Annotated in this window: 22 protein-coding genes and 1 pseudogene; 1 reads left to right on the forward strand and 22 read right to left on the reverse strand. The window is 61.6% G+C overall.

The genetic code is table 11. The features are described from left to right. Window positions 1-162: 162 nt before the first annotated feature. From Q390_RS0109305 to Q390_RS0109315, 3 genes are read right to left on the reverse strand one after another with little or no spacing between them, the layout of a single operon-like run. Window positions 163-387, reverse strand: coding sequence for a DUF2783 domain-containing protein (locus Q390_RS0109305; protein WP_027995818.1), 225 nt, complete (start codon window positions 385-387; stop codon window positions 163-165). A gap of 18 nt (window positions 388-405) precedes the next feature. Beyond that, window positions 406-2,079: an FAD-dependent oxidoreductase gene (locus tag Q390_RS0109310; RefSeq protein ID WP_027995819.1), complete on the reverse strand. Its 1,674-nt coding sequence runs from the start codon at window positions 2,077-2,079 to the stop codon at window positions 406-408. Between the two features lie 31 nt (window positions 2,080-2,110). After that, the gene (locus tag Q390_RS0109315; RefSeq protein WP_027995820.1) at window positions 2,111-3,085 is read right to left on the reverse strand and encodes an MBL fold metallo-hydrolase; all 975 of its coding nucleotides are present in this window, start codon (window positions 3,083-3,085) and stop codon (window positions 2,111-2,113) included. 156 nt (window positions 3,086-3,241) lie between these two features. On the opposite strand from Q390_RS0109315, the gene Q390_RS0109320 reads away from it, so the two are divergent. Then, window positions 3,242-4,051 carry an IclR family transcriptional regulator gene (locus Q390_RS0109320; protein ID WP_027995821.1) on the forward strand — a complete coding sequence of 270 codons (810 nt, stop codon included), beginning with the start codon at window positions 3,242-3,244 and terminating at the stop codon, window positions 4,049-4,051. A gap of 76 nt (window positions 4,052-4,127) precedes the next feature. Here the strand turns inward: Q390_RS0109320 and Q390_RS20325 are convergent, their stop codons facing one another. From Q390_RS20325 to paaN, 19 genes and pseudogenes are all read right to left on the reverse strand, one after another. Then, window positions 4,128-4,811: an ABC transporter ATP-binding protein gene (locus tag Q390_RS20325; RefSeq protein ID WP_245606892.1), complete on the reverse strand. Its 684-nt coding sequence runs from the start codon at window positions 4,809-4,811 to the stop codon at window positions 4,128-4,130. 231 nt (window positions 4,812-5,042) lie between these two features. Beyond that, window positions 5,043-5,435, reverse strand: a pseudogene (locus Q390_RS20330) (hemerythrin domain-containing protein); the annotation flags it as partial. A gap of 9 nt (window positions 5,436-5,444) precedes the next feature. Further along, on the reverse strand, window positions 5,445-6,206 hold the full coding sequence (locus Q390_RS0109330; RefSeq protein WP_027995823.1) for an ABC transporter ATP-binding protein: 762 nt from the start codon (window positions 6,204-6,206) through the stop codon (window positions 5,445-5,447). Between the two features lie 2 nt (window positions 6,207-6,208). Further along, window positions 6,209-7,141 (reverse strand): branched-chain amino acid ABC transporter permease, encoded by a 933-nt coding sequence (locus Q390_RS0109335; protein WP_027995824.1) that lies wholly within the window; start codon window positions 7,139-7,141, stop codon window positions 6,209-6,211. A gap of 2 nt (window positions 7,142-7,143) precedes the next feature. Further along, window positions 7,144-8,016, reverse strand: a complete 873-nt coding sequence (locus tag Q390_RS0109340) for a branched-chain amino acid ABC transporter permease (protein ID WP_211250446.1) — start codon at window positions 8,014-8,016, stop codon at window positions 7,144-7,146. 182 nt (window positions 8,017-8,198) lie between these two features. Then, entirely contained in the window at window positions 8,199-9,035 is an 837-nt protein-coding gene (locus Q390_RS18070) for an IclR family transcriptional regulator (protein WP_051603150.1), read from the reverse strand. 190 nt (window positions 9,036-9,225) lie between these two features. Beyond that, a complete protein-coding gene (locus tag Q390_RS0109350) occupies window positions 9,226-10,314 on the reverse strand; it encodes a 2Fe-2S iron-sulfur cluster-binding protein (RefSeq protein WP_027995826.1) in 1,089 nt (362 codons plus the stop codon). A 25-nt stretch (window positions 10,315-10,339) separates the two neighbouring features. Then, window positions 10,340-10,906 (reverse strand): 1,2-phenylacetyl-CoA epoxidase subunit PaaD, encoded by a 567-nt coding sequence (paaD, locus tag Q390_RS0109355; protein ID WP_084153850.1) that lies wholly within the window; start codon window positions 10,904-10,906, stop codon window positions 10,340-10,342. Between the two features lie 5 nt (window positions 10,907-10,911). After that, window positions 10,912-11,703 (reverse strand): 1,2-phenylacetyl-CoA epoxidase subunit PaaC, encoded by a 792-nt coding sequence (paaC, locus tag Q390_RS0109360; RefSeq protein ID WP_027995828.1) that lies wholly within the window; start codon window positions 11,701-11,703, stop codon window positions 10,912-10,914. Beyond that, the gene (gene paaB / locus Q390_RS0109365; RefSeq protein ID WP_037472614.1) at window positions 11,703-12,026 is read right to left on the reverse strand and encodes a 1,2-phenylacetyl-CoA epoxidase subunit PaaB; all 324 of its coding nucleotides are present in this window, start codon (window positions 12,024-12,026) and stop codon (window positions 11,703-11,705) included. Before paaB ends, paaC begins: the two co-directional genes overlap by 1 nt. Beyond that, the gene (gene paaA / locus Q390_RS0109370; RefSeq protein WP_027995830.1) at window positions 12,023-13,036 is read right to left on the reverse strand and encodes a 1,2-phenylacetyl-CoA epoxidase subunit PaaA; all 1,014 of its coding nucleotides are present in this window, start codon (window positions 13,034-13,036) and stop codon (window positions 12,023-12,025) included. The genes paaB and paaA overlap by 4 nt, the downstream gene beginning before the upstream one ends. A gap of 41 nt (window positions 13,037-13,077) precedes the next feature. Continuing rightward, window positions 13,078-13,869 carry an enoyl-CoA hydratase/isomerase family protein gene (locus Q390_RS0109375; RefSeq protein ID WP_027995831.1) on the reverse strand — a complete coding sequence of 264 codons (792 nt, stop codon included), beginning with the start codon at window positions 13,867-13,869 and terminating at the stop codon, window positions 13,078-13,080. Between the two features lie 54 nt (window positions 13,870-13,923). Then, window positions 13,924-15,069 (reverse strand): ABC transporter substrate-binding protein, encoded by a 1,146-nt coding sequence (locus Q390_RS0109380; RefSeq protein WP_027995832.1) that lies wholly within the window; start codon window positions 15,067-15,069, stop codon window positions 13,924-13,926. A 34-nt stretch (window positions 15,070-15,103) separates the two neighbouring features. Beyond that, entirely contained in the window at window positions 15,104-16,309 is a 1,206-nt protein-coding gene (gene pcaF / locus Q390_RS0109385) for a 3-oxoadipyl-CoA thiolase (RefSeq protein WP_027995833.1), read from the reverse strand. A 25-nt stretch (window positions 16,310-16,334) separates the two neighbouring features. Beyond that, the gene (paaK, locus tag Q390_RS0109390) at window positions 16,335-17,660 is read right to left on the reverse strand and encodes a phenylacetate--CoA ligase PaaK (RefSeq protein WP_027995834.1); all 1,326 of its coding nucleotides are present in this window, start codon (window positions 17,658-17,660) and stop codon (window positions 16,335-16,337) included. A 42-nt stretch (window positions 17,661-17,702) separates the two neighbouring features. Next, a complete protein-coding gene (gene paaI / locus Q390_RS0109395; protein WP_027995835.1) occupies window positions 17,703-18,182 on the reverse strand; it encodes a hydroxyphenylacetyl-CoA thioesterase PaaI in 480 nt (159 codons plus the stop codon). After that, window positions 18,175-19,704, reverse strand: coding sequence for a 3-hydroxyacyl-CoA dehydrogenase PaaH (gene paaH / locus Q390_RS0109400; RefSeq protein ID WP_027995836.1), 1,530 nt, complete (start codon window positions 19,702-19,704; stop codon window positions 18,175-18,177). The genes paaI and paaH overlap by 8 nt, the downstream gene beginning before the upstream one ends. Before the next feature lie 2 nt (window positions 19,705-19,706). Further along, window positions 19,707-20,504: a 2-(1,2-epoxy-1,2-dihydrophenyl)acetyl-CoA isomerase PaaG gene (gene paaG, locus Q390_RS0109405; protein ID WP_027995837.1), complete on the reverse strand. Its 798-nt coding sequence runs from the start codon at window positions 20,502-20,504 to the stop codon at window positions 19,707-19,709. Window positions 20,505-20,515: 11 nt separating this feature from the next. Continuing rightward, window positions 20,516-22,183 carry a phenylacetic acid degradation protein PaaN gene (paaN, locus tag Q390_RS0109410; RefSeq protein ID WP_027995838.1) on the reverse strand — a complete coding sequence of 556 codons (1,668 nt, stop codon included), beginning with the start codon at window positions 22,181-22,183 and terminating at the stop codon, window positions 20,516-20,518. Window positions 22,184-22,231: the final 48 nt, after the last annotated feature.

Raw genomic sequence — 22,231 nt, forward strand, 5'->3', positions numbered from 1 at the left:
TATTTGATAGCATAACGCGCTTGCTGTAAAAGCCTTGGAGGCTGAAAACACCATAAAAAAGGCCCCTGCAATGGGGCCTTTTTACGTTGCGTGGGAGGGCAGGTGATTCCAGCCGACTTGCCCCCTGCATTGATCACGGCGATAGGTGCTTGCCGCCCTCGCCTACACCCCGCGGCGCGCCAGTTGCATGGCTTCGCGCAGTACGTCCAGATCACCGATGTGGTTGGCTAACAGCAGCACCAACTTGGCATTGACCAGCGCACTTTGCTCGTCCGACAGATCATGGTGGGTTTCGATCAGCGACTCATAAAAATCGTCGCCGGGAGAGAAGGTTTGAAAGTAGCGTTTTCCGGCTTCGGAAAAATTGGGCTGCAGATTCAAGGCCATGTCAGCGTCCTCAGTGGGTCAGTGGGTGTTACAGGTGGCGCGCGCCAGAGCGGCGGCGAGGTGCGTGGCGTCAAACGCGCGCCAGCGGGCAGCGACGTGCTGGTCAGGGCGCAGCAGGTACGTGGTGCCGGGCGTGGCGTCATAGCGCTGGGCAAAGCGACCGGCGCTGTCGTGCAGCACGCGCACACCTTCGGGGGCGGTGCCGGCCTGGGGCGACACCAGCATCACCTCGACCGGAATGGCGCCAGTGGCCAGCGCTTGGTAGTTGCGCACCGTGGCGGCGTCAAGGTCTGCTGGGTGGTCGGCGTACACCAGCGCAACAAAGCGGTGGCCCACCTTGTCGAGCAACCAGCCGTCCTGGCCGTTTTCCTGCACCGGGGCATCGTCCATAGCAGCGCCGGGCACCATGTTGCCCCGAAAGGCCGCGCTGTCCGGCGTGTTCAAGGTCGAATCGGTCAGGTAGGCAGCTACCGATAGGCGCCCAGAATTGACCAGGGCACGCGCAAAGGTGTAGTCGCGCGCCAGCGATAGCACAGCGTTGCGAAAGGTCAGCGAGGTCTTGCTCTTGGGCGTGATGAAGTCGGTCGAGCGCGTCGAGTTCATGATGTTCTCGTCAGCGGCAAAACCGCGCTCCTCGCAGTAGCTGTCGAGCAGGCTGTCGGGGGCTTTGCCGTCAATGACCAGTTTCAGCTTCCAGGCTAGGTTGTCGGTGTCCTGGATGCCCGAGTTGGCGCCCCGGGCGCCAAACGGCGACACCTGGTGCGCCGCATCGCCGACAAACAACACGCGCCCATGGCGGAACTTGCCCATGCGGCGGCACTGGAAGGTGTAGACGCTGACCCACTCCAACTCGAACTCGCGTTCATCGCCCAGCAGCGCCTTGATGCGCGGAATGACGTTTTCGGGTTTTTTCTCTTCTTCCGGGTCGGCTTGCCAACCCAGTTGAAAGTCCAGGCGATAGACGTTGTCGGACTGGCGGTGCAGCAGCACCGACTGGCCAGGGTGAAACGGCGGATCAAACCAGAACCAACGCTCGGCCGGAAAGTCGGCCTTCATCACTACGTCGGCGATCAGAAAGCGGTCCATGAAAATCTTGCCGTCGATTTCCAGATTCATCATGCGCCGGATGCTGCTGCGCGCGCCATCGGCAACGATCAGCCAATCGGTTTCGACGCTGTAGATGCCATCGGGGGTTTCTACCTGCAGCGTGGCGCCTTGGCCGTCCGGAGCGACCGAGACCACCTTGTTGCGAAAGCGTAAATCCAGGTTGGGCAGCTCTTTGGCACGCTTGATTTCGTACTCTTCCAGGTAGTACTGCTGCAGGTTGATCATGCCGGGGCGCTTGTAATCGGGCTCGGGCAGCAGGTTGAAGTTGTAGACCTCTTCTTCGCGGAAAAAGGTGCGGCCGACATTCCAGCTGACGCCCTGCGCCACACAATCGTCGGCCACGCCCAGGCGGTCGAGCACCTCCAGCGCACGCTTGGCGTAGCAGACACCGCGCGAGCCAAACGACACCGTATCGTCATCGTCCAGCACCACCACCGGCACGCCCGATTGCGCCAGCTCAATGGCTGCGGCCAGGCCGACCGGCCCGGCGCCCACCACCACCACCGGATAGCGCTTGGTTTCACCGCTCTTTTGTTCCGGCGGCTGTTGGTATTCGTATTTGGGATATTGATAGGTACTCAGCATTTTTTGTCTCCTCCAGGTCAGTGGGCGGCGTTTACTTGGCGGCTTCGGCTTGCAGGCCGTGCCACATTTCTTTGTCACGCTCGGCCGTCCAGATGCGCGGGTGCTTGATGCCGCTGGCCTCGTCAAAGGCGCGCGTCACGTCAAACGGCAGGCAGTGCTCATAAATAAACACCTGGCTGAACTTGGGATCCATCGCGGCGCGGCAGTGGGCCATGGTCTGCTGCAGGTTCATGCCCTGAGCGACGGCTTCTTTGGCCGAATCGAGCAAGGTGGTGACAAAGTCGCGCGTGTAGGCAAAGCCTTCGACCACAGCCTCAGGCGTCAACAGCGCTGGGCCACGACCAGGGATGACTTTTTCTGCGCCCAATGCCGACAGCACGTCCAGCGTGGCCGGCCACTCTTGCAGTTGCGCATCGCCGGTGTAGCAAGCGGCATCGGCTTCGAGCAAGTCGCCCGAGAACAGCACCTTTTCCGACGGCACCCAGACCACCGTGTCGCCACGCGTGTGGCCCGCACCGGGGTGCATGATTTTGACTTCCAGCTTACCCATCCACAGGGTCATTTCGTCCTTGAAGACCTGGGTCGGCCAGGTCAGGCCGGGAATGGAATCAAAGTTATTGAACAGGCGCGGAAAGCGCTCGTACTCGGACTGCATGTCTTGCGCGCCGCGCTCAACAATCATTTCGTAGGTGCCCTGGCTGGCAATGATTTCTTGCATACCAGCCGCTTTGTAGCCCGAGGCACCGAGCACGCGCACGGCGTGGTAGTGCGACAGCACCACGTATTTGATCGGCTTGTCGGTCACCTTGCGGATCTCGGCAATCAGGCTCTGCGCCATCACCGGCGTGGCCAGCGCATCGCAAATCAGCACGGACTCGTCGCCCATGATGACGCCGGTATTCGGGTCACCCTCGGCGGTATAGGCCCAGCAGTGCGCGGACAGCTGGATGAAAGAGGTTTTCTTGACCTCCAGGTCAGCAACGGAAGCGAATTGACCAGTGCTCATGGGAACGTCCTTTCAGGTTGATGGCCAAATCATAGGCGAAAATTCGTTAATGCTCAACTTGTTTGTTTTAGTTGAATTATTTGTCAAAAGATAAATTCGTTCGTCAAATTCAGCTGTCTGCTCTAATAGGGGTCATTTGCAACCTTCAGAACAGCCATGACAGCACCAGAGGAAGAAGAAAAAGAGCGGCGCGGCATCCAGTCGATTGAAGTCGGCGGGCAACTGTTAGTGGCCCTGGCCGACAGCGGCAGCGCCATGTCGCTCAAACAACTGGCCGAAGCGGCGCACATGACGCCGGCCAAGGCGCACCCGTATCTGGTGAGCTTTGGCAAGCTCAGCCTGGTGACGCAAGACCCCGTCTCGGCACGCTACGGCCTGGGCGCGTTGGCGCTGCGCATGGGTTTGGCGGGCCTGCGCCAGCTCAGCCCGGTGCGCTTGGGCATGACCGCCGCCGTGGGGCTGGAGCAGCGCATCCACTACACCGTCGCCTTGGCGGTGTGGGGCAATGCCGGGCCGACGGTGATCCACCTGGAAGAGTCCAGCCACCCGATCCACATGAACCTGCGCCCTGGCACCGTGATGGCACTGTCCACGGCGATGGGCCGGGTGTTTGCCGCCTATCTGCCGGCCAAACGGATTGAGCGCTTTATTGAAGAGTCGATGCACCCGCACGCCTTTCCGCACATCATTGGCAACGTCTGCAGTTGGCTGGACATGCAGCCGGCTCTGCAAGAAGTGCGCGAGCACGGCATGGCACGCGCGCAGGGCCAGCCGATTGCCGGCGTCAGCGCCTTTGCCGCGCCGGTGTTTGACCACAACGGCGACATCGTCATGGTCATCAGCGCGATTGGCCCCACCGGCGGCTTCGACCCCGATTGGGAGGGCGAGATTGCCAGCGTGCTGCGCGAGGTGGCCGGCAGTATCTCGGCGCAGCTGGGTTTTTCTGCCAGCACGCAGAGAGGCTGATTAAGCTATTAAATTAATAGCTACTAGCACATATATCTAAAGGGCCAGAGGCCAATTTGACCTAAAAACACTCCGATTACATGCCCAGATACGCTGCGCGCACCTGCTCGTTGCTGATCAATTCTTTACCGGTGCCGGTCAGGGTGATGTTGCCGGTCTCCAGCACATAACCGCGATCGGCAATGGCCAGCGCGGCAAAGGCGTTCTGCTCGGCCAGGATGATGGTCATGCCCTGCGACTTGAGCATCTTGACGACGTTGAACACTTCTTCGACCAGCAGCGGCGCCAGGCCCATCGACGGCTCGTCCAGCAGCAGCAGCTTGGGCCGGCCCATCAGGGCGCGGCCGATAGCCAGCATCTGCTGCTGCCCGCCCGAGAGCGTGCCGGCGGGCAATTTGCGCTTTTCCTTCAAGATGGGGAACATGCCAAAGACTTTTTCCATGTCGCCTTCGACCTGGGTTTTGGGCTGGGTGTAGGCACCCAAGCGCAAATTGTCTTCAATCGACAAGGGGCCAAACACCTGGCGGCCTTCCGGGCTTTGGCAAATGCCACTGCGCATACGCAAGTCCGAGCGCAGCTTGCTGATATCGGTGCCATCAAAGTAGATGCGGCCGGCGCTCATCGGCTGTACGCCGGACAGGGTGCGCAAAAAGGTGGTTTTGCCGGCGCCGTTGGCACCGACCAGCGCCACGGTTTCGCCCCGGCGCACTTCCAGGGTGATGCCCTTCAGCGCCTGAATGCGGCCGTAGTGGCTGTCCATGCCCTTGATGGCCAGTAGCACATCGGACTTGCTGGGGACGCCGGGTTTCAGTTGGCCGGCGCTTTGCGCGCCCAGACCGACCGACTCGGGCGCCAGTGCGACGATGCGGTGGTACAGCTCGCGGTACTGTTCGGACGCCTGTTCACCGAACAGCGGGTCTTTGTTGTCCAGGAAGGCACGGTCAATTTCAAGCCAGTCCTCCGGCAGCAGCACTTCGCGCGCCAAGGGCAACAGCTCGCGCTCTTCCAGTCGGATGTGGTCTTTCAGCGCCTGGGTGTAGACACGCACGGCCTGGGTGAATGCGCTGCAATCGCCCTGGCTGGCGCGCGCCAGACTGCTGCGCAGCGCCTGCAGGGTGTCCGGGCCTTGCTGGTGGTTCTCTTCCAGCTGGGCCAGCAGGGACTCCGCCCGGTCGGTGCGCAGGCGCACCAGGCGAAACAGAAAGTCGTCTTCCTTGGGGTGGTGCGCCTGATCGACAAAGCCCTCGATGTAATCAAAAACGGCGTTGAAGAAAGGCGTTGGCACCGGGCTGCCAGCGTCCAGCTCATCGGCCACGATGTTGACCGTGATGGCCACGCGCCACAGCTTGCTATGTTCTTCCTGGATGATTTGAATTGCTTGCATGGGAGCCTCTTACGCCTGCGTACCCAGATAGGCCGCGATCACATCGGGATTTTTACGGACTTCAGCGCCCGTACCTTCGGCCAGCTTCTTGCCGTAGTCCAGCACCAGAATGCGGTCGGACAGGTTCATCACCATCTTCATATCGTGCTCCACCAGCACCACCGTAACGCCCGAGTCGGCGACCTTGCGCACCAGCCCATCGACTTCAATGGTTTCGTTGGCGTTCAGGCCGGCAGCCGGTTCATCCAAGAAAATCAGGCGCGGCTTCATGGCCAGGGCACGGGCGATTTCCAGGCGCTTGAGGGCACCGTAGGGCATGCTGTCGGCGCGCGCTTCGACGTAGCCTTTCAGGCCGACAAAATCCATCAGCTCAGCCGCTTCGACGCGCAGTTCGGCATCGCGCCGGCGCAAGGAAGGCAGCCGCAGCGCCGCTTTCAGCGGATTGCGATCGAGGCGCAAATGGGCGCCGACCATGACGTTTTCCAGCGCCGTCATGTTCATGCAGATCTGCAGATTTTGAAAGGTGCGGGCCACCCCGCGCGTCGCCAGTTCGTTGGGCGACTTGCCGCCGATGGACTCGCCATCGAGTTCAATCGTGCCGCTGGTGGGCGTGTACACCCCGGTGATCAGATTAAACAGCGTCGTCTTGCCGGCGCCATTGGGGCCAATCACCGCGTAGACGATGCCGGCTTCAATGCTGAAAGAGACGTTCTGCACGGCTTTGACGCCGCCAAAGTGGATCGAGAGGTCAGTGACGTTGAGCAGTGCCATGGTCATTTCCCCCGGGCAAATTTGGCCGCCAGGGTGGGCACCAGCCCCTTGGGCATAAAGATCATGCAGGCCATCAGGATGGCGCCGAAGGCCACCGTCTCCCAGCCCTCAAAAGCCGTCAAAGCTTGCGGTAGCGCGGTCAGCAGCACCGCGCCCACCAGCGAGCCATAGACCGAGGCCATGCCGCCGACCACCACCATAGTGACCAGCTCGATAGAGTGAAAGAAGTCGGCCAAATTGGGCGTGACAAAGCCGACATAGTGGGCAGTGACGCTGCCCATGATGCTAGCAAACACGGCGGAGAGCACAAAGATGGTGACCTTGTAGCGCACCACGTCCACACCTACCACCTGCGAGGCCACTTCAGAGCCATGCAGGGCGCGCAGCGCGCGGCCAAACGGCGAGTCGATCAGATTCAGCGACGCCCAGACACTGACCGACAGCAGCAACGCCACCACCCAGTACCAGTGCTTGTCGCTGCTCAGATCGAATCCAAACATCCCCATGGTCGGCACGGGCATACCGTCCGGCCCACCGGTCCAGGCAGCTTCGTTGCGCAAGGTGATGTTGATGATGATGCCCAGGCCCAACGTGGCCATGGCCAGGTAGTGCCCCTTGAGTTTGAAGATGGGCCGCGCCACCAGCGCAGCCAGCAACCCGGTGATGGCTGCGCCTGCCGCCATGGCCAGCACCGGGTGCCAGCCAAAGTGCGTTGGCAAAATAGCCGAGGCATAGGCGCCAATGCCGATAAAGCCGGCATGGCCCATGCTGATCTGTCCGGCAAAGCCGATCAGCAGATTCAGCCCCAGCACAATCACCGCATTGATCGCCATGCGGGTCGCCAAATCAAGATAGAAACTGTTGGGCACCACAAAGGGCAGCACCAGCAAGATGGCCATGGTCAGATACAGACCGTAATACGCGCTCTTTTTCATGTTCAGACCCGATCTGTGGATTTGCCGCCAAACAAGCCTTTGGGCTTGAAAAAGAGGATCAGCAAGATGAGGACAAACGGAATCGCGTCCTTGTAGCTCGATGAGATGTAACCCGCGCCCATGGCTTCGAGCACGCCGACCAGCAGCCCCCCCAGCACAGCACCCAGGCCATTGCCCAGGCCGCCAACCACGGCAGCGACAAAGCCCTTGAGGCCCAGCATGATGCCCACGTCATACGAGGTCAGCGTGATCGGCGTGACCAGAATGCCGCCCAGCGCACCTAGCGCCGCGGCCATGACAAAGCTCATGAACAGCACCCAGCTGGTGTTGATGCCGACCAGCTCGGCCGCCAGCCGGTTGTAAGAGGTAGCCAGCATCGCCTTGCCCTGCAAGGTACGGGCAAAGAAGTACCACAGCGCCACCACCACCAAAGCGGTCACGCCCAGCACCCACAGGCTTTGCGGCAGCAAGATGGCGCCAAACACTTCAATCGGTGTCTCACCCGAAAACGGCGGCAGGCTGAAAGTACCTTTTCCCAGCCAGACTTGCACCAGACCGCGAATCACCAGCGAGGCGCCAATGGTGATGATGATCAACGTCACTGTCTCGGCGCCGCGCACCGGCTCAATAGCGATTTTTTCGACCAGTACACCGACGATGGCGGGCAACAAAATCGCCAGCAGCATCACCACCGGCAGCGGCAAACCCATATGGGTGAAGAACACCGCCAGCATGCCGCCCAGCATGATGAATTCCCCTTGCGCGAAATTGATGACATTGCTGGCGTTGTAGATCAACGTAAAGCCAAGCCCGGCCAGCGCATAGGTAGCGCCGACGGTCAGGCCCGAGAAGAGAAATTGCAGCATTTCGGACATCATGGAATGAGCCCTCCTGCCATGGCAAAAGTCCCCCGTGCGGGGCGTTGAGTGAACATTTTTTGTCTCCTTATGGCCCCGACGCATCGGGTATCAAGCACTGGTGGCGATAGCTACCAATTCTGAATTGCGGAATTGATTCTGCAAATTGTAATGGCTAGCAAAAATAAATGACAAAGAATTTATCTATCGTTGACCGCACAGGATTGTTCATCGGGCACTACCTCCGTAGTGAGAGCACGCGTCGCACCCAGCCCCCAGGACAGCGCTGCCGCCGCTTTTTTCAGCTCATCAATCAGCGGGCTGTCGGGCTGGAGGTCGCTCATGCCCTCCACACCGACCACAGAAATCGACATGGTGATCTGGTTTTTGAAGTTGAATACCGGCGCAGCGACTGCCTGTACGCCCTCAAAAACATAGTGCTGCGTGACCGGAGCGATGCCATCGACGCGGATCTTGGCCAACATGGCATCGACCTCGCTGCGCGTGGTCAGGCTGGACAGCTTGGCGCGGGCCTTCAATTCCTTGGAGATCTGCGCGGCGGTCTGGCTTTTGGGCAGCCAAGCGGCAAACACGCGGCCACTGGCGCTGGTCAGCAAGGGCAGTGAAGTCCCAGTGACGACGTTCACCGTGATTGGCCGCTGTGGCCGCTCCCAGCGAACAATCACCGGCCCGTGGTCGCCCCAAACCGCCAGCCCGACGGTTTCATTGATGCGGTCGCGCAGATCCGAAATGGCCGACAAACCGAGTCGCACGCGATCGAGGCGATCCAGCGCCACCAAACCGATATCCAGGGAAAAAGGCCCCAACTTGTAGCGCGAGGTCAGTGGGTCTTGTTCGATCAGGCCGGTGCGAATCAGACTGACCAGATAGCGGTGCGCTTTGGAGGGCGGCATTTCAGCCGCTGCAGCGATGTCTTTGAGCGTCATCAGGCGCTGTCCGCGCACCACCGCGCGCAACACGCCCGCACCGACTTCAAAAGACTGAACGCCATGTTGAGCATCTTTTTCGTCACTCATAGAGGCCTTTGGACGGTAAAGGGAAGGAAAGTTGTTTTCATAGGGGCGCAACTATGCCTTGCGCTCCGCTCCCCATGGGCGCACCAATATCAAAAAATCGCCCGGTCAGAATTATTTTTATCAGCGCGTGTGCAAGGGCACGCCGAGGCTGAAACAGCATCGGCCGGGACAGCCGATACCGTGCGCCAACTCAGCGCTCGTCGAAGCTCACTACCACCTTGTCGCTGGTGGGGCGCGCCTGGCAACTGAGCACAAAACCCTGCTCCATTTCCCACGGCTCCAGGGTGTAATTTTTGGCCATGGACACGGTGCCGGACATCACCTTGGCGCGGCAAGTGCAGCAGACGCCGCCCCGGCAGGAAAACGGCAGATCCAGGCCCGCATTGAGTGCCACATCCAGAATGCGCTCGTCCGCGCCCATCTGCAGGTGGTGCTCCTTGCCATCGACCACCACGGTGATCTCAGTCTGGCGAGAGATATGGATCTCTGGCTTTTCGCCGGCTGAAGACGGATTCTCCAGCGGTGCAGCCGAGACAAAGCGCTCCGAATAGACGCGGCTGGCGGGCACGCCGGCATCGAGCAGGGTTTTTTCGGTGGCTTCAATCATCGCCTCGGGGCCACAGACAAAAACCTCGTCCATGCTGGCCACCGGCAGGAAGGCGGCAATGATGGCGCGCACCTTGTCGGGGTCAATGCGCCCTTCCAACAACTCCACCTCTTGCGCCTGGCTCGACAGCACATGGATCAGTGTCAGGCGGTTCAGGTAGCGGTCCTTGAGGTTTTGCAGCGCCTCGTTGAACATCACGCTGGACATGCGGCGGTTGCCCAGCACCAGCGTGAATTTGGATTGCGGCTGCTCTTCCAGCGTGGTCGCCAGAATCGACAGGATGGGCGTGATGCCCGAGCCGGCCGCAAAACCGACGCGGTGGATGGCGCGCTGCTTGCGCACCGTGAAGCGCCCATCAGGCGGCAGCACGCTGATCTGGTCGCCCACCTTGAGCGCGCTGGCCGCCCAGTTGGAGAACAGGCCACCCAGCACCGGGCGAATGCCGATTTCGAGTTCACCGTCGTGCGTCAGGCGGCTGCGCGGGCTGCTGATGGAGTAGCTGCGGCGCACCTCTTCACCATTGACGGTGGCGCGCACCGTCAGAAATTGGCCGGGCTCAAAACGGTAAACCTCGCGCAGTGCGGGCGGAATATCCAACGTCACCGCTACGGAGCCGCCACCCTCGGTGTTGACGCGCTTGACGGTGAGCTCTTGAAAGCGGGGAGTAGACATATCGTGATCTTCCGGGAGTAACAACTTAATAGGGCTTGAAGTAATCAAAGGGCTCGAAGCAGTCCAGGCACTTGTAGAGCGCTTTGCAGGCGGTGGAGCCGAAATGTGATATTTCAGTCGTGTTTTCAGAGCCACATTGCGGGCAAGCGACCGTCTGGCGTACGCTTTTAGCTAGGTTTCTGGTAGCAAACTGCACCACGCTGTGGCCACAGGCACTGCCTGTGCCCACCGGTGGCGGTGCAATGCCATAAGCGCGCAGCTTTTCGCGCCCCTCGGGCGTCATCCATTCGGTCGACCAGGCGGGGGCCAACTGGGTGACCACGCGCGCGGTCAGGCCGGCCTGGGCCAGCGCGGCGCGCACGTCGTCGCCCATCTGCTCCATGGCAGGACAGCCGCTGTAGGTGGGCGTGATCACCACCTCCAGCACGCCATCGGCCCCCTCGCGCACCGCCCGCAAAACGCCCATCTCGCGCAGCGACACCACCGGAATTTCCGGGTCGGTCACCCCTTCGAGCAGCGTCCACACCGCATGGTGTGGATCGGTAGCTTGCTTGGCCGCAATCGGGCCGTTTGGCAAGGAGGTGGTAGGCATACGCTTTACCAGACGGCTTCAGGTTCAGGGTGGGCGCGGGCCAGGCTTTGCATTTCCGCCAAGAGAAAGCCCAGGTGCTCGGAATGCAGGCCGTGTTTGCCGGTGGTGACGTAGCCGCCAGCGGCCGGACGCTGCAGCGTGGCCTCAGCCAGCGCATCGTTCACCGTGGCCTCAAAGTCATCCTGCAGGCTGCGCACATCGACACCGACGCCAGCCGCCGCAGCAGCGGTTTCCATGTCGCTGTGCGTCCAGAACTCCTGCACAAACGGCAGAAGATAGTTCAGTGCGCGCTGCGCCCGGGTGTGCGACTCGTCGGTGCCATCGCCCATGCGCACCAGCCAGTCGCGCGCGTGGCGCAGGTGGTAGAGCGCTTCTTTGTACGACTTGGCGGCAATCGCAGCCAGCTGTGCATCTGTCGACGCCTGCAGCTTGCTCCACAGCGGCACCATCAGTGCGCTGTAGAGAAAGTTGCGCACGATGGTGGCGGCGTAATCGCGATCACCCGTTGCCGTGGGCACCAGACCGCTGTGGTGCGGCAGTTCCAGCAAGGTGTAGTTGCGAAACTCTGGCACATCGCGAAAGTAGGCCAGCGAGTCTTCGGTGCTGCCGTCGTTCTTCAACGTGGCCACATGCTCGTACAACATGCGCGCCTGGCCAATCAAGTCCAGGCTCATGTTGGCCAGCGCCAAGTCTTCTTCCAGGATCGGGCCGTGGCCGCACCATTCGGCATTGCGCTGGCCCAGGATCAGGGCGTTGTCTGCCAGGTGCAGCAGATAGTCCAAGTGTTGCTGTGCCATTACATGTGCCCCACTTCGTCAGGGATTTGGTAGAAGGTTGGGTGGCGGTAAATCTTGTCAGCGGCAGGCTCGAAGAAAGAATCTTTGTCTTCCGGCGCGCTGGCCGTGATCTGGGCCGAAGGCAGTACCCAGATGCTGACGCCTTCTTGACGGCGCGTGTACACGTCGCGCGCCATGGTCAGTGCTTGCTCGGCGTCGGCGGCGTGCAGGCTGCCGCAGTGCTTGTGCTCCAGACCTTGCTTGCTGCGCACAAAGACTTCCCACAAAGGCCATTCTTTCAGGGCTGCGGACGTGGGGGTAGCGGTGGCGGTCGTCGTGTTCATGCTGCTTCCTTCAAGGTTTTGTTGTGCTGTTTGCGGGCGTAGGCCTGGGCGGCATCGCGCACCCATTGGCCATCGGTATGGGCTTTGACGCGGGTGGCCAAGCGCTCTTTGTTGCACGGGCCATTGCCGTTGACGGTGCTCCAAAACTCGTCCCAGTCAATACGGCCATAGTCGTAGTGCTTGCGTTCTTCGTTCCATTTCAGGTCTGGGTCAGGCAAGGTCACGCCCAACACTTTGGCTTGCGGCACAGTGGCGTCGATGAACTTCTGGCGCAGGTCGTCGTTGGAGATGCGCTTGATGCCCCAGCGCATCGCCTGGGCACTGTGCGGGCTGTCGGCGTCTGGCGGGCCAAACATCGCCAGGCACTTCCACCACCAACGGTTGACCGAGTCTTGCACCATGTCTTTTTGCGCCTGCGTGCCCTTCATCATGGTCAGCAGCGCTTCGTAGCCCTGGCGCTGGTGGAACGACTCTTCCTTACACACCCGCACCATGGCACGGGCGTACGGGCCGTAACTGCAACGGCACAGCGGAATCTGGTTGCTGATGGCAGCGCCATCGACCAGCCAGCCAATCGTGCCCATGTCGGCCCAGTTCAGGGTCGGGTAATTGAAGATGGAGCTGTATTTAGCACGGCCGGAATGCAGGCCATCGAGCATTTCCTCGCGGCTGGTGCCCAGGGTTTCCGCGGCGCTGTACAGGTACAGGCCGTGTCCACCTTCGTCTTGCACCTTGGCAATCAGAATGGTTTTGCGCTTCAAGCTGGGCGCGCGGCTGATCCAGTTGCCTTCGGGCAGCATGCCGACGATTTCGCTGTGGGCGTGCTGGCTGATCTGGCGCACCAGGGTTTTACGGTATGCCTCGGGCATCCAGTCTTGCGGCTCGATCTTGCCGTCGGCGTCAATTTTGGCGTCAAAACGGGCCTGGGCTTCGGGGTTGTCCACTACCGGCGCTTTAGAAACCGGCTTCAGACCGGCCTCGTTTTGCACATTGAATGATTGGGTATACATGGTTCTGATCTCTCCTGGTGGGGTGTGAATCGACTGGCAGCTCAAGGCAGCCAGGGCGCGGGACGCTTTTCAAGAAAGGCGCCAATGCCACCTTTGGCTTCTGGCGTGGTGCGCTGGCGCGCGATACGCTGCGCTGTTTCTTCCAGCACCTGCGCATCCAGGGGACGCTCACGTATGGCCTCGATCAGGTCTTTGGCTGCCTTTTGCGCTTGTGGCGCGCCCAGCATCAATTCCTTGACCAGAGCGGCCACACCGTCATCGAGTTGCTCGGTCGGCAGCACTTCATTCACTAGGCCCATCAGCAGCGCCCGTTCCGCAGAAATGCGCTCAGCACTCTGGAAGTAGCGCAAGGCGTGGCGCGGCCCAATGGCGCGCAGCACATACGGGCTGATCACCGCAGGGATGATGCCAAAGCGCACTTCGGAGGTGGCAAACACTGCATCGGCCGTGGCCACCGCCATGTCGCAAGCCGCGGCCAGACCGGTGCCCCCGCCCAAGGCCAAGCCCTGCACCCGCGCGATGGTCGGCTTGGACAGGTTGGACAGCAGGTGCAGCATCTGGGCAAACTGGCGCGCATCTTTCAGGTTGTCGTCCTGGCTGCTAACGGAAGCCCGCTGCATCCAGTTCAGGTCGGCGCCGGCAGAAAAATGCCGTCCACGCCCGGCCAACACCACCACGCGTACCGCCGGGTCACTGTCGAGCGCGCTACAAGCGGCACTCAGATCGGCAATCAGCGCTTCGTTAAAGGCATTGAACACCTCTGGACGATTCATCCAGAGGGTGGCCACAGGCCCGTTTTTTTCAATTTCCAGAGTGGAGTAGCTGGTGGTCATGGTCAAAAGCGTCTCAGGCAATATCCGCGGGGTGAAGACAGGGCAGTCGCCGCCTTAAGGGGCGATGGTCCAGTCGCCGTTTTTAATTTCGAGCATGCGGAATGCCGAAAGATCCAGACCCATGTGGTCAGTAGGTGACATGTTGACCACGCCGCCGGTGCCGACATAACCCTTGGTGGCTTCAATCGCGTCACGCACCTTGGCTTTGTCGGTACTGCCGGCGCGCTTGATGGCGTCCACCGCAATCATCAAGCCGTCGTAAGCGTGGCCACCAAAGGTGGAAACGTCGGTTTTCCACTTTTCCTTGAAGGCCTTGGTGTAGGCCACGGCGACCGGCTTTTGCGGATCGTTCGCGGGCAGCTTGTCGGCCACCAGCAAGGCGGCGGCCGGCAGGCGCACGCCATCGGCGGCTGGGCCAGCCAGCTTGATGAACTCTTCCGAGGCCACGCCGTGGGCGTGGTACAGCGGCAAGTTGACGCTCAACTGCTTATAGTTCTTGGTGGCAATCGCCGGACCCTGGCCCAGACCAAAAATGAACACCGCTTGCACGCCGGGGGTGTTTTTGATCTTGGTGATCTGCGGGCTCATATCGGTGTCTTTGGGACCGTAGGTTTCGTTGGAAACCAGCGTGATGCCGTATTTGGCGGCGACGCCTTCCGCTTCTTTTTTGCCCGACTGGCCAAAACCGCTGGTCTCGGACAACAGCGCCACCTTGCTGATGTTGCGCTTGCGCATGTCTTCAAACACTTTTTCAGCCGCCATCCGGTCGGTGTGCGGAGTCTTGAAGACAAACTTCTTCACCGGTTCAACAATCACCACGGCACCGGCCAGGGAGATGAAAGGCATGCCGGCCTTTTCAACCAGCGGGACGATCGACATGGTCGAGCCGGTGGTCGTACCGCCGACCAGCACATCGACCTTGTCGCTCTCGATCAAGCGCTTGGCAAAACCATTGGCCTTGCTGGCATCACTGCCGTCGTCGTAATGCACCAACTCCAGCGGACGGCCCAGCACGCCGCCGTCCTTGTTGATCTTCTCAACGTAGAGCTGCATGGTCTTGAGTTCAGGATCGCCCAGAAAAGCAGCGGGACCGGTCACGGACAGGATCGAGCCGATCTTGATCGGGTCAGCGGCATAGGCGTTCAGGGCACCAAACGCCAAAGCGGCGCAGGAAATGAGTTTTTTGACGGGGAATTTCATGGTTTTGTCTCCTGGTTGTAATAATTAAAAATACTTAAACACGCTCAATGATCAAAGCGATGCCCTGTCCGACACCAATGCACATGGTGCACAGGGCGTAGCGTCCACCACGGCGCGCCAGCTCGTAGCTGGCGGTGGTCACCAGACGTGCGCCGCTCATGCCGAGCGGATGGCCGATGGCAATCGCACCGCCATTCGGATTGACTCTTTCTTCATCGTCGGCCAAGTGCAGATCGCGCAGCACGGCCAAGCCTTGGGCTGCAAAAGCTTCATTCAGTTCAATCACGTCCATCTGGTCGAGCGTCAGACCCGCCTTGGCCAGCACCTTGCGCACGGCCGGCGCGGGGCCAAAACCCATGATGCGCGGCGGCACACCGGCAGTGGCCATGGCCACCACGCGCGCCCGGGGCGTCAGACCATGGGCCTTGACGCCCGCAGCCGAAGCCAGCAGCAAGGCGCAGGCACCATCGTTGACACCCGAGGCATTGCCCGCCGTCACGCTCAGGTCAGCGCCATTGACGCCCTTGAGCTTGGCCAGCATTTCCAGCGTGGTCTCGGGACGCGGGTGCTCGTCGGTGTCAAAGACAATCGGGTCGCCCTTTTTGCGCGGCACCAGCACTGGCACCAGCTCATCGGCAAAGCGCCCGACCGCGTGGGCTGCCGCCCAGCGCTGCTGTGAGCGCAGGGCCAGAGCGTCCTGATCCGCACGCGAGATGTTGAATTCTTGCGCCACGTTATCGGCCGTTTGCGGCATCGAATGGGTGTCGTAGAGCTTCTTCATCAGCGGATTGACAAAGCGCCAGCCAATCGTCGTGTCATAAATGGCAGCGTTGCGCGCATAAGCGCTCTCGGCCTTGCCCATGACAAACGGCGCACGCGACATGCTCTCGACGCCGCCAGCGATCATCAGATCGGTGTCGCCCGACTTGAGGGAGCGCGCCGCCAGGCCCACCGCATCCATGCCCGAGCCACACAAGCGGTTCACCGTGGTGCCCGGCACCTGCACCGGCAGACCGGCCAGCAGGCCGGACATGCGCGCCACATTGCGGTTGTCTTCGCCGGCCTGGTTGGCGCAGCCATAAATGAGGTCGTCCACCGCCGTCCAATCGACCTGCGGGTTGCGCTCCATCAGCGCCTTGAGCGGCACCGCGCCCAGGTCATCGGGGCGCACACTGGCCAGTGCGCCACCGTAGCGGCCAATGGGGGTACGAATGGCGTCACAGATAAATGCTTCGGTCATGGCGGTTTGCTCAGTTGAGTTCAGTTCAGTTCAGTTTCGGACGGTGGTCAAACACCCGGCGCGCTTTGCCGGTCTGGGTGCGCGGCAAGGTATCAAACAGCATCACATTGACGCGCGTGGACACACCGACGTTGGTCTTGATGCGGTGTTGCAGCTCTTTGCTGATGGTGGCCCGGTCTGCCTCGCTCAAGCCAAAGGACAGCTCGCGGGTCACTTCGCAGCAGACCTCGATGTTGTCCAGGTGGCCATCGCGGGTCAGCACGATCTGGTAGGTACCCGCCAGGCGCTTGTCGCGCAAAATTTGCTCTTCGATCTGCGTCGGAAAGACGTTGACGCCACGAATGATCAGCATGTCGTCCGAGCGCCCGGTGATCTTGTCCATGCGCCGGAACGAGCGCGAGGTCGGTGCCAGCAGGCGTGTCAGGTCACGGGTGCGGTAGCGGATGACCGGGAAGGCTTCTTTGGTCAACGACGTAAACACCAGTTCGCCCTCAGAGCCGTCGGGCAGCACTTCGCCGGTTTCTGGATCGACGATTTCGGGATAGAAATGGTCTTCCCAGATCACCGGGCCGTCTTTCGACTCAATACATTCGCAGGCCACGCCCGGGCCCATGACTTCGGTCAGGCCATAAATGTCGATGGCATCCAGCCCCAGGTCACGCTCGATCTCAGCGCGCATGCCCTCACCCCACGGTTCGGCGCCAAAGATGCCGATCTTGAGCGAAATCTCTTCGGGCGCAATGCCCCGGCGCTGAAACTCTTCGGCAATCACCAGCGAATACGACGGCGTGACCATGATGATCTCGGGCTGGAAGTCTATGATCTGCTGCACCTGCTTTTCAGTCTGGCCACCCGACATTGGCACCACCGTGCAGCCGGCGCGCTCGGCACCGTAATGGGCCCCCAGACCGCCAGTGAACATGCCGTAGCCATAGGCGTTGTGCAGCATGTCGCCAGCGCGGCCGCCGGCAGCGCGGATCGAGCGCGCCACCAGATTGGCCCAGTTGTCGATGTCCTTGAGCGTGTAGCCGACGACGATGGATTTGCCGGTGGTGCCCGAAGAAGCGTGCAGGCGTGCCAACTTCTGGCGCGGCACGGCAAACAGGCCAAACGGATAGTGGTCACGCAGCGCCGATTTGGTCATGAACGGAAACTTGGCCAAGTCGGCCAGAGTTTTCAGGTCATCCGGGTGCACGCCCTTTTCGTCAAAGGCTTGTTTGTGGTGCGGCACGTTCTCGTAGGCGTGCTTGAGCGACCACTTCAGGCGCTCCAGTTGCAGCGCCGAGATTTCGTCCCGGCTGGCTTTTTCAATCGGTTCCAGGTCTTCCGGCAGAGATTTTTTGACGGTCATAAGGTGGCTCCTGTTTTCAATATCGGGGTGCGGGGCTGCGGGTTATTTCTGTGGTGCCTGCTGGGCGGCGTGCTGCAACCCGGCGATCACTTCGCCCTGGATGCGGTAGGACTTGCCCCGAAACAGCGCCACCACCTTGCCGGCCTGCGTGCGCACGGTGATGTCATACACACCGGTGCGTCCGGCCTGCGACTGCTCGATCGCTTCGGCATGCAGGGTGTCGCCCTCTTTGGCCGGCGCCAAGAAATCAATATGGCAAGCAGAGGCCACGGTGTTCTTGTTGTAGCTGTTGCAGGCGTAGGCAAAGGCGGTGTCGGCGAGCGAAAAAATCATGCCGCCGTGGCAAATGTGGTGGCCGTTGACCATGTCGGCGCGCACCGCCATGGTCAAGTGCGCTGTGCCCGGCGCAACGCTGACGATGGCCATGCCCAGCGCCTTGGCGGCGTTGTCGCGCGACCACATGGCATCTGCAGCGGCTTGCGCCAGCGCTTGCGCGGCTTCGGGGGTGAGGGCTTCAGTCATGCAAAGGCTTTCCGGCAAAAATGTGGCGCTGGATCAGCGGAGAAATGCGGTAGCGGTCTTCGCCATAGCTGGCACCGAGATGGGCCAGCACGTCGCGCACGCTGCTCAAACCGATTTTTTCGGCCCAGGCCAGCGGGCCTTGCGGGTAGTTCACGCCTAGGCGCATGGCGGCATCGGCCGATGTGGCCGAGCACACGCCCTGGTTGACAGCATCGGCTGCTTCGTTGGCCAACATGGCCACGGTGCGCATCACGGCGAGGCCCGGAATATCGGCCAGCGGCGACACCTTGAAGCCCGCCGCCTGCAACAAACCCACTGCCGCATCGACAGCTGCCGAGGCGCAGCCCGCCGCGCTGGCCAGCGCCAGGCGCGTGGCCTTGCTGTAGTCCAGCGCCAAGTCGATCAGCACGGTATTGGCGATACCGGATTCGTACGCGCGCTGTGTGGCACTGCGGCCATCGGTGACAAACAGCACCGCCTCGCCAGCCTGCGCCATGCGGCCATCGGATGAGGTGCTGCGGACGAAGCCGACACCGGCGGCGGTCAGGCGCTCGACCAGCGCATGTGCCGCAGCCGAATCACCGCACACGGTGATGGCAGCCGGATGCGTGCAAGCAGCAGCAGTGGCCGGCGCAGGCATTTCCGCACCAGCGCGGTAATCGTAAAAACCACGGCCCGATTTTTTGCCAAAGAAACCGGCATCCACCAGCTCTTGCTGGATCAGCGACGGCAAAAAGCGTTGGTCGTTGAAGAACGCATTCCAGACCGAGCGCGTGACGGCAAAGTTGACGTCGTGGCCAATCAAATCCATCAGCTCGAACGGCCCCATACGGAAGCCACCGGCTTCGCGCATCACTGCGTCCAGCGTGGCGCAGTCGGCCGCGCCTTCGGCCAGCAGGCGCAGGCCTTCGGCGTAGTACGGCCGAGCCACGCGGTTGACGATGAAGCCGGGGGTGGATTTGGCGTGCACCGGGGTTTTGCCCCAGGCGGCGGCGGTGGCAAACAAGGTGTCAGCGACAGCGCGGTCGGTGGCCAAACCCGACACCACTTCGACCAGCGCCATCAGCGGCGCCGGGTTGAAAAAGTGCAGTCCCGCCAAGCGCTCAGGGCGTTGCAGCGCAGCACCAATCGCGGTGACGGAAATCGACGAGGTATTGGTGCCAAAGATGCAATCGGCGGCCACGATGTTTTCCAGCTCGGCGTACAGCCCTTGCTTGATGGGCAGGCTTTCGACAATCGCCTCGACCACCAGACCGGCATCGGCCAGGTCGGCCAGTTGCGCTACCGCCACCAGACGCGCACCGGCTGCTTGCGCAGCTTCAGCGGTCAGCTTGCCTTTGGCGGCCAGCTTGTCAAATTGCGTGCGCAGGCTGGCAATGGCCTGGGCCGCAGCGTCGGGCCGGGTGTCATACAGCTTGACCGGGTGGCCGGCAGCGGCTGCCACCTGGGCAATGCCGGCGCCCATGGCGCCCGCACCAATCACGGCGACCACGGTCTGGGGGGACAAGGGCTGTGTGCTCAAGCTCACTCTCCCGTAAAGCGCGGTGCGCGCTTTTCCATGAAGGCTGCCACGCCTTCGGCATAGTCCGGGCTCCAACCCAGTTCGCGCATGAAGCCACCTTCCATCGACAACTGCTGCTCCAGCGTGTGCAGGGGCGCAGCGTGCATGGCTTGGCGCGTGCGCACCAGGGCTTTGGTCGGCATCACGGCCAATTTGGCGGCCAGTGCGTCGATGGTGCTGGCCAGATCGGCGTCGTCCACGGCCTGCCAGATCAGACCCCACTCCGCCGCTTTTTCTGCCGGCAACTTGTCTGCCAGCAAGGCCAGGCCCATGGCCCGCGCCATACCGACGCGCTGCGGCAAAAACCAGGTGCCACCGGTGTCAGGCACCAAGCCAATCTTGCTGAAGGCCTGCAGGAACGAGGCCGACTTGGCAGCCACCACCAGATCACAGGCCAGCGCCACGCTGGCACCGGCGCCAGCGGCAATACCGTTGACGGCGGCAATCGTCGGCACGCGCAGGTTTTGCAGGCGCAGGATCAGCGGCTTGTAGTTGGCTTCGACCACGTTGCCAATGTCCGGCATCGGCTGGCCGGCTTGCACCGCCATCTCGGGATCGGCCAAGTCTTGCCCGGCGCAAAAACCCCGACCGGCGCCGGTCAGCACCAGCACACGGATGCTTTTATCGTTTTGCACGCGATCCAGCACAGTACGGATTTCCGCGTGCATGGCACCAGTAAAGCTGTTGAGCTTGTCGGGGCGGTTCAGCGTTAGGCGGGCCACGCCCGCAGCCACGTCAAATTGGATATTTTGAAACGTCATGCGAGTGGCCTTCAAACGTGGCGGCGGCGCTGCACGACGCGGAAGCGATTGGCTACAAAGGCCGAATCCGAGTAAGAAGCGTTGGCCGAGGGGTTGCCACCCGTGCCGTGGTAGTCCGAGAACGCTGCCGATTGGTTCACAAACACGCCGCTGGTCAGGTTGATCGACAGCGCCACCTTCGAGCGCCAAGTGGCGGCTGTCATGGCATCGATCACCTCGGGACGGGTGGAGTAGATACCCACGGTCAGAGCGCCGTGCGTGCGGGTGATGCGCTCGGACAGGGCAATCGCGGCTTCCGCCGAAGCTACCTTGACGATGAAGCTGATCGGGCCAAAGCGCTCTTCCATGTAGGCTTTTTCGTCCTCTGCATCGCAGGCCAGCAGCACCGGGGTGCGCACGCGGGCCTTCGGAAAATCGGGGTTTTCCAGTGGCGTCGAGGCCAGCACCACTGTGCCCAGACTGCCGCTGCTGGCAATGTCGATGCGCTCGGCGGTGTCGTTGGACTGGATGGCGCCCAGCACGGCGTGCGCCACTTCAGGCTTGGAGAGGAAGCGCTCCACCGCCTGCGCCAGATCGGCACAAACCTCGTCGTACGACTTGTGACCGACATCGGTGTCGATGCCGGCCGCTGGCACCAGCAGCGCCTGCGAGGTGGTGCACATCTGGCCCGAATACAGCGACAGCGTGAAGGCCAGGTTGCCCAGCATGGCTTGATAAGCATCGGTGGACTCGATGACGATGTTGTTCACACCAGCCAGCTCGGCATACACCTGCGCCTGACGGCAGTGGTCGATCAGCCACTGGCCAAAGACGTTGCTGCCGGTGAAGTCGATCGACTTGACGCCCGAATGCGTGACCAGTTGGCGCGTGGTTTCGCGCTGGGCGGCGACACACAGGGTGACCAGATCGGGATTGAGGCCGTTTTCGGTCAACACGGCACGCAGCGTGCGCACGGTGATGGCCGCTGGCAGGATGGCGTTGCTGTGCGGCTTGATGATCACCGCGTTACCCGTGGCCAGGGCGGCGAACAGGCCGGGGTAGGTATTCCAAGTGGGGAAGGTGCCGCAGCCGACGACCACGCCAACACCGCGCCCGACGATTTCAAAATTCTTCTGCATTACCAGGGGTGGGTTCTTGCCCTGGGGCTTTTCCCACATCGCCTGCGCTGGCACCGCGCTTTGCTCGCGCCAAGCATAGGTCACGGCCTCCAGACCCCGGTCTTGGGCGTGGGGGGCGCCGGCCTGAAAGGCCATCATCCAGCCCTGGCCGGTGGTCATCATCACGGCGTGAGCGATCTCAAAGCTTTGCTGGTTCAGGCGTTCCAGCATTTCCATGCAGATGCCGGTGCGCCCGGCAGCGCCGACCGCCTGCCAGCCCACCATGGCTTTTTCGCCAGCGCTGATCAGGGCCTCGACCTCACACACCGGGTACTGCACATTCATCTCGATGCCAAACGGCGACTGCTCGCCGCCGTGCCAACCGGTCTGGCCGGGCTGGCCCAGTTCAAACTGCTGGCCCAGCAGCGCGTCAAAGGCGCGCTTGCCGTCTTCGGGGGCCGTGGCGCCGTACACCTTGGGGCTGGGCATCTCGTTGTACGCCGACCAGTAACCGCGGGTCTGGATGGCTTGGAGTGCGTTGTCCAGCGTGGCGCGGTGTTTTTCAAACAGAGGGTGAGACATCAATACTTCCTTGGCAAGGCGTTGATCGGAAACCACATGCAGCGCTGT

It is taken from the genome of Simplicispira psychrophila DSM 11588 (assembly GCF_000688255.1).
Classification (GTDB): domain Bacteria; phylum Pseudomonadota; class Gammaproteobacteria; order Burkholderiales; family Burkholderiaceae_C; genus Simplicispira; species Simplicispira psychrophila.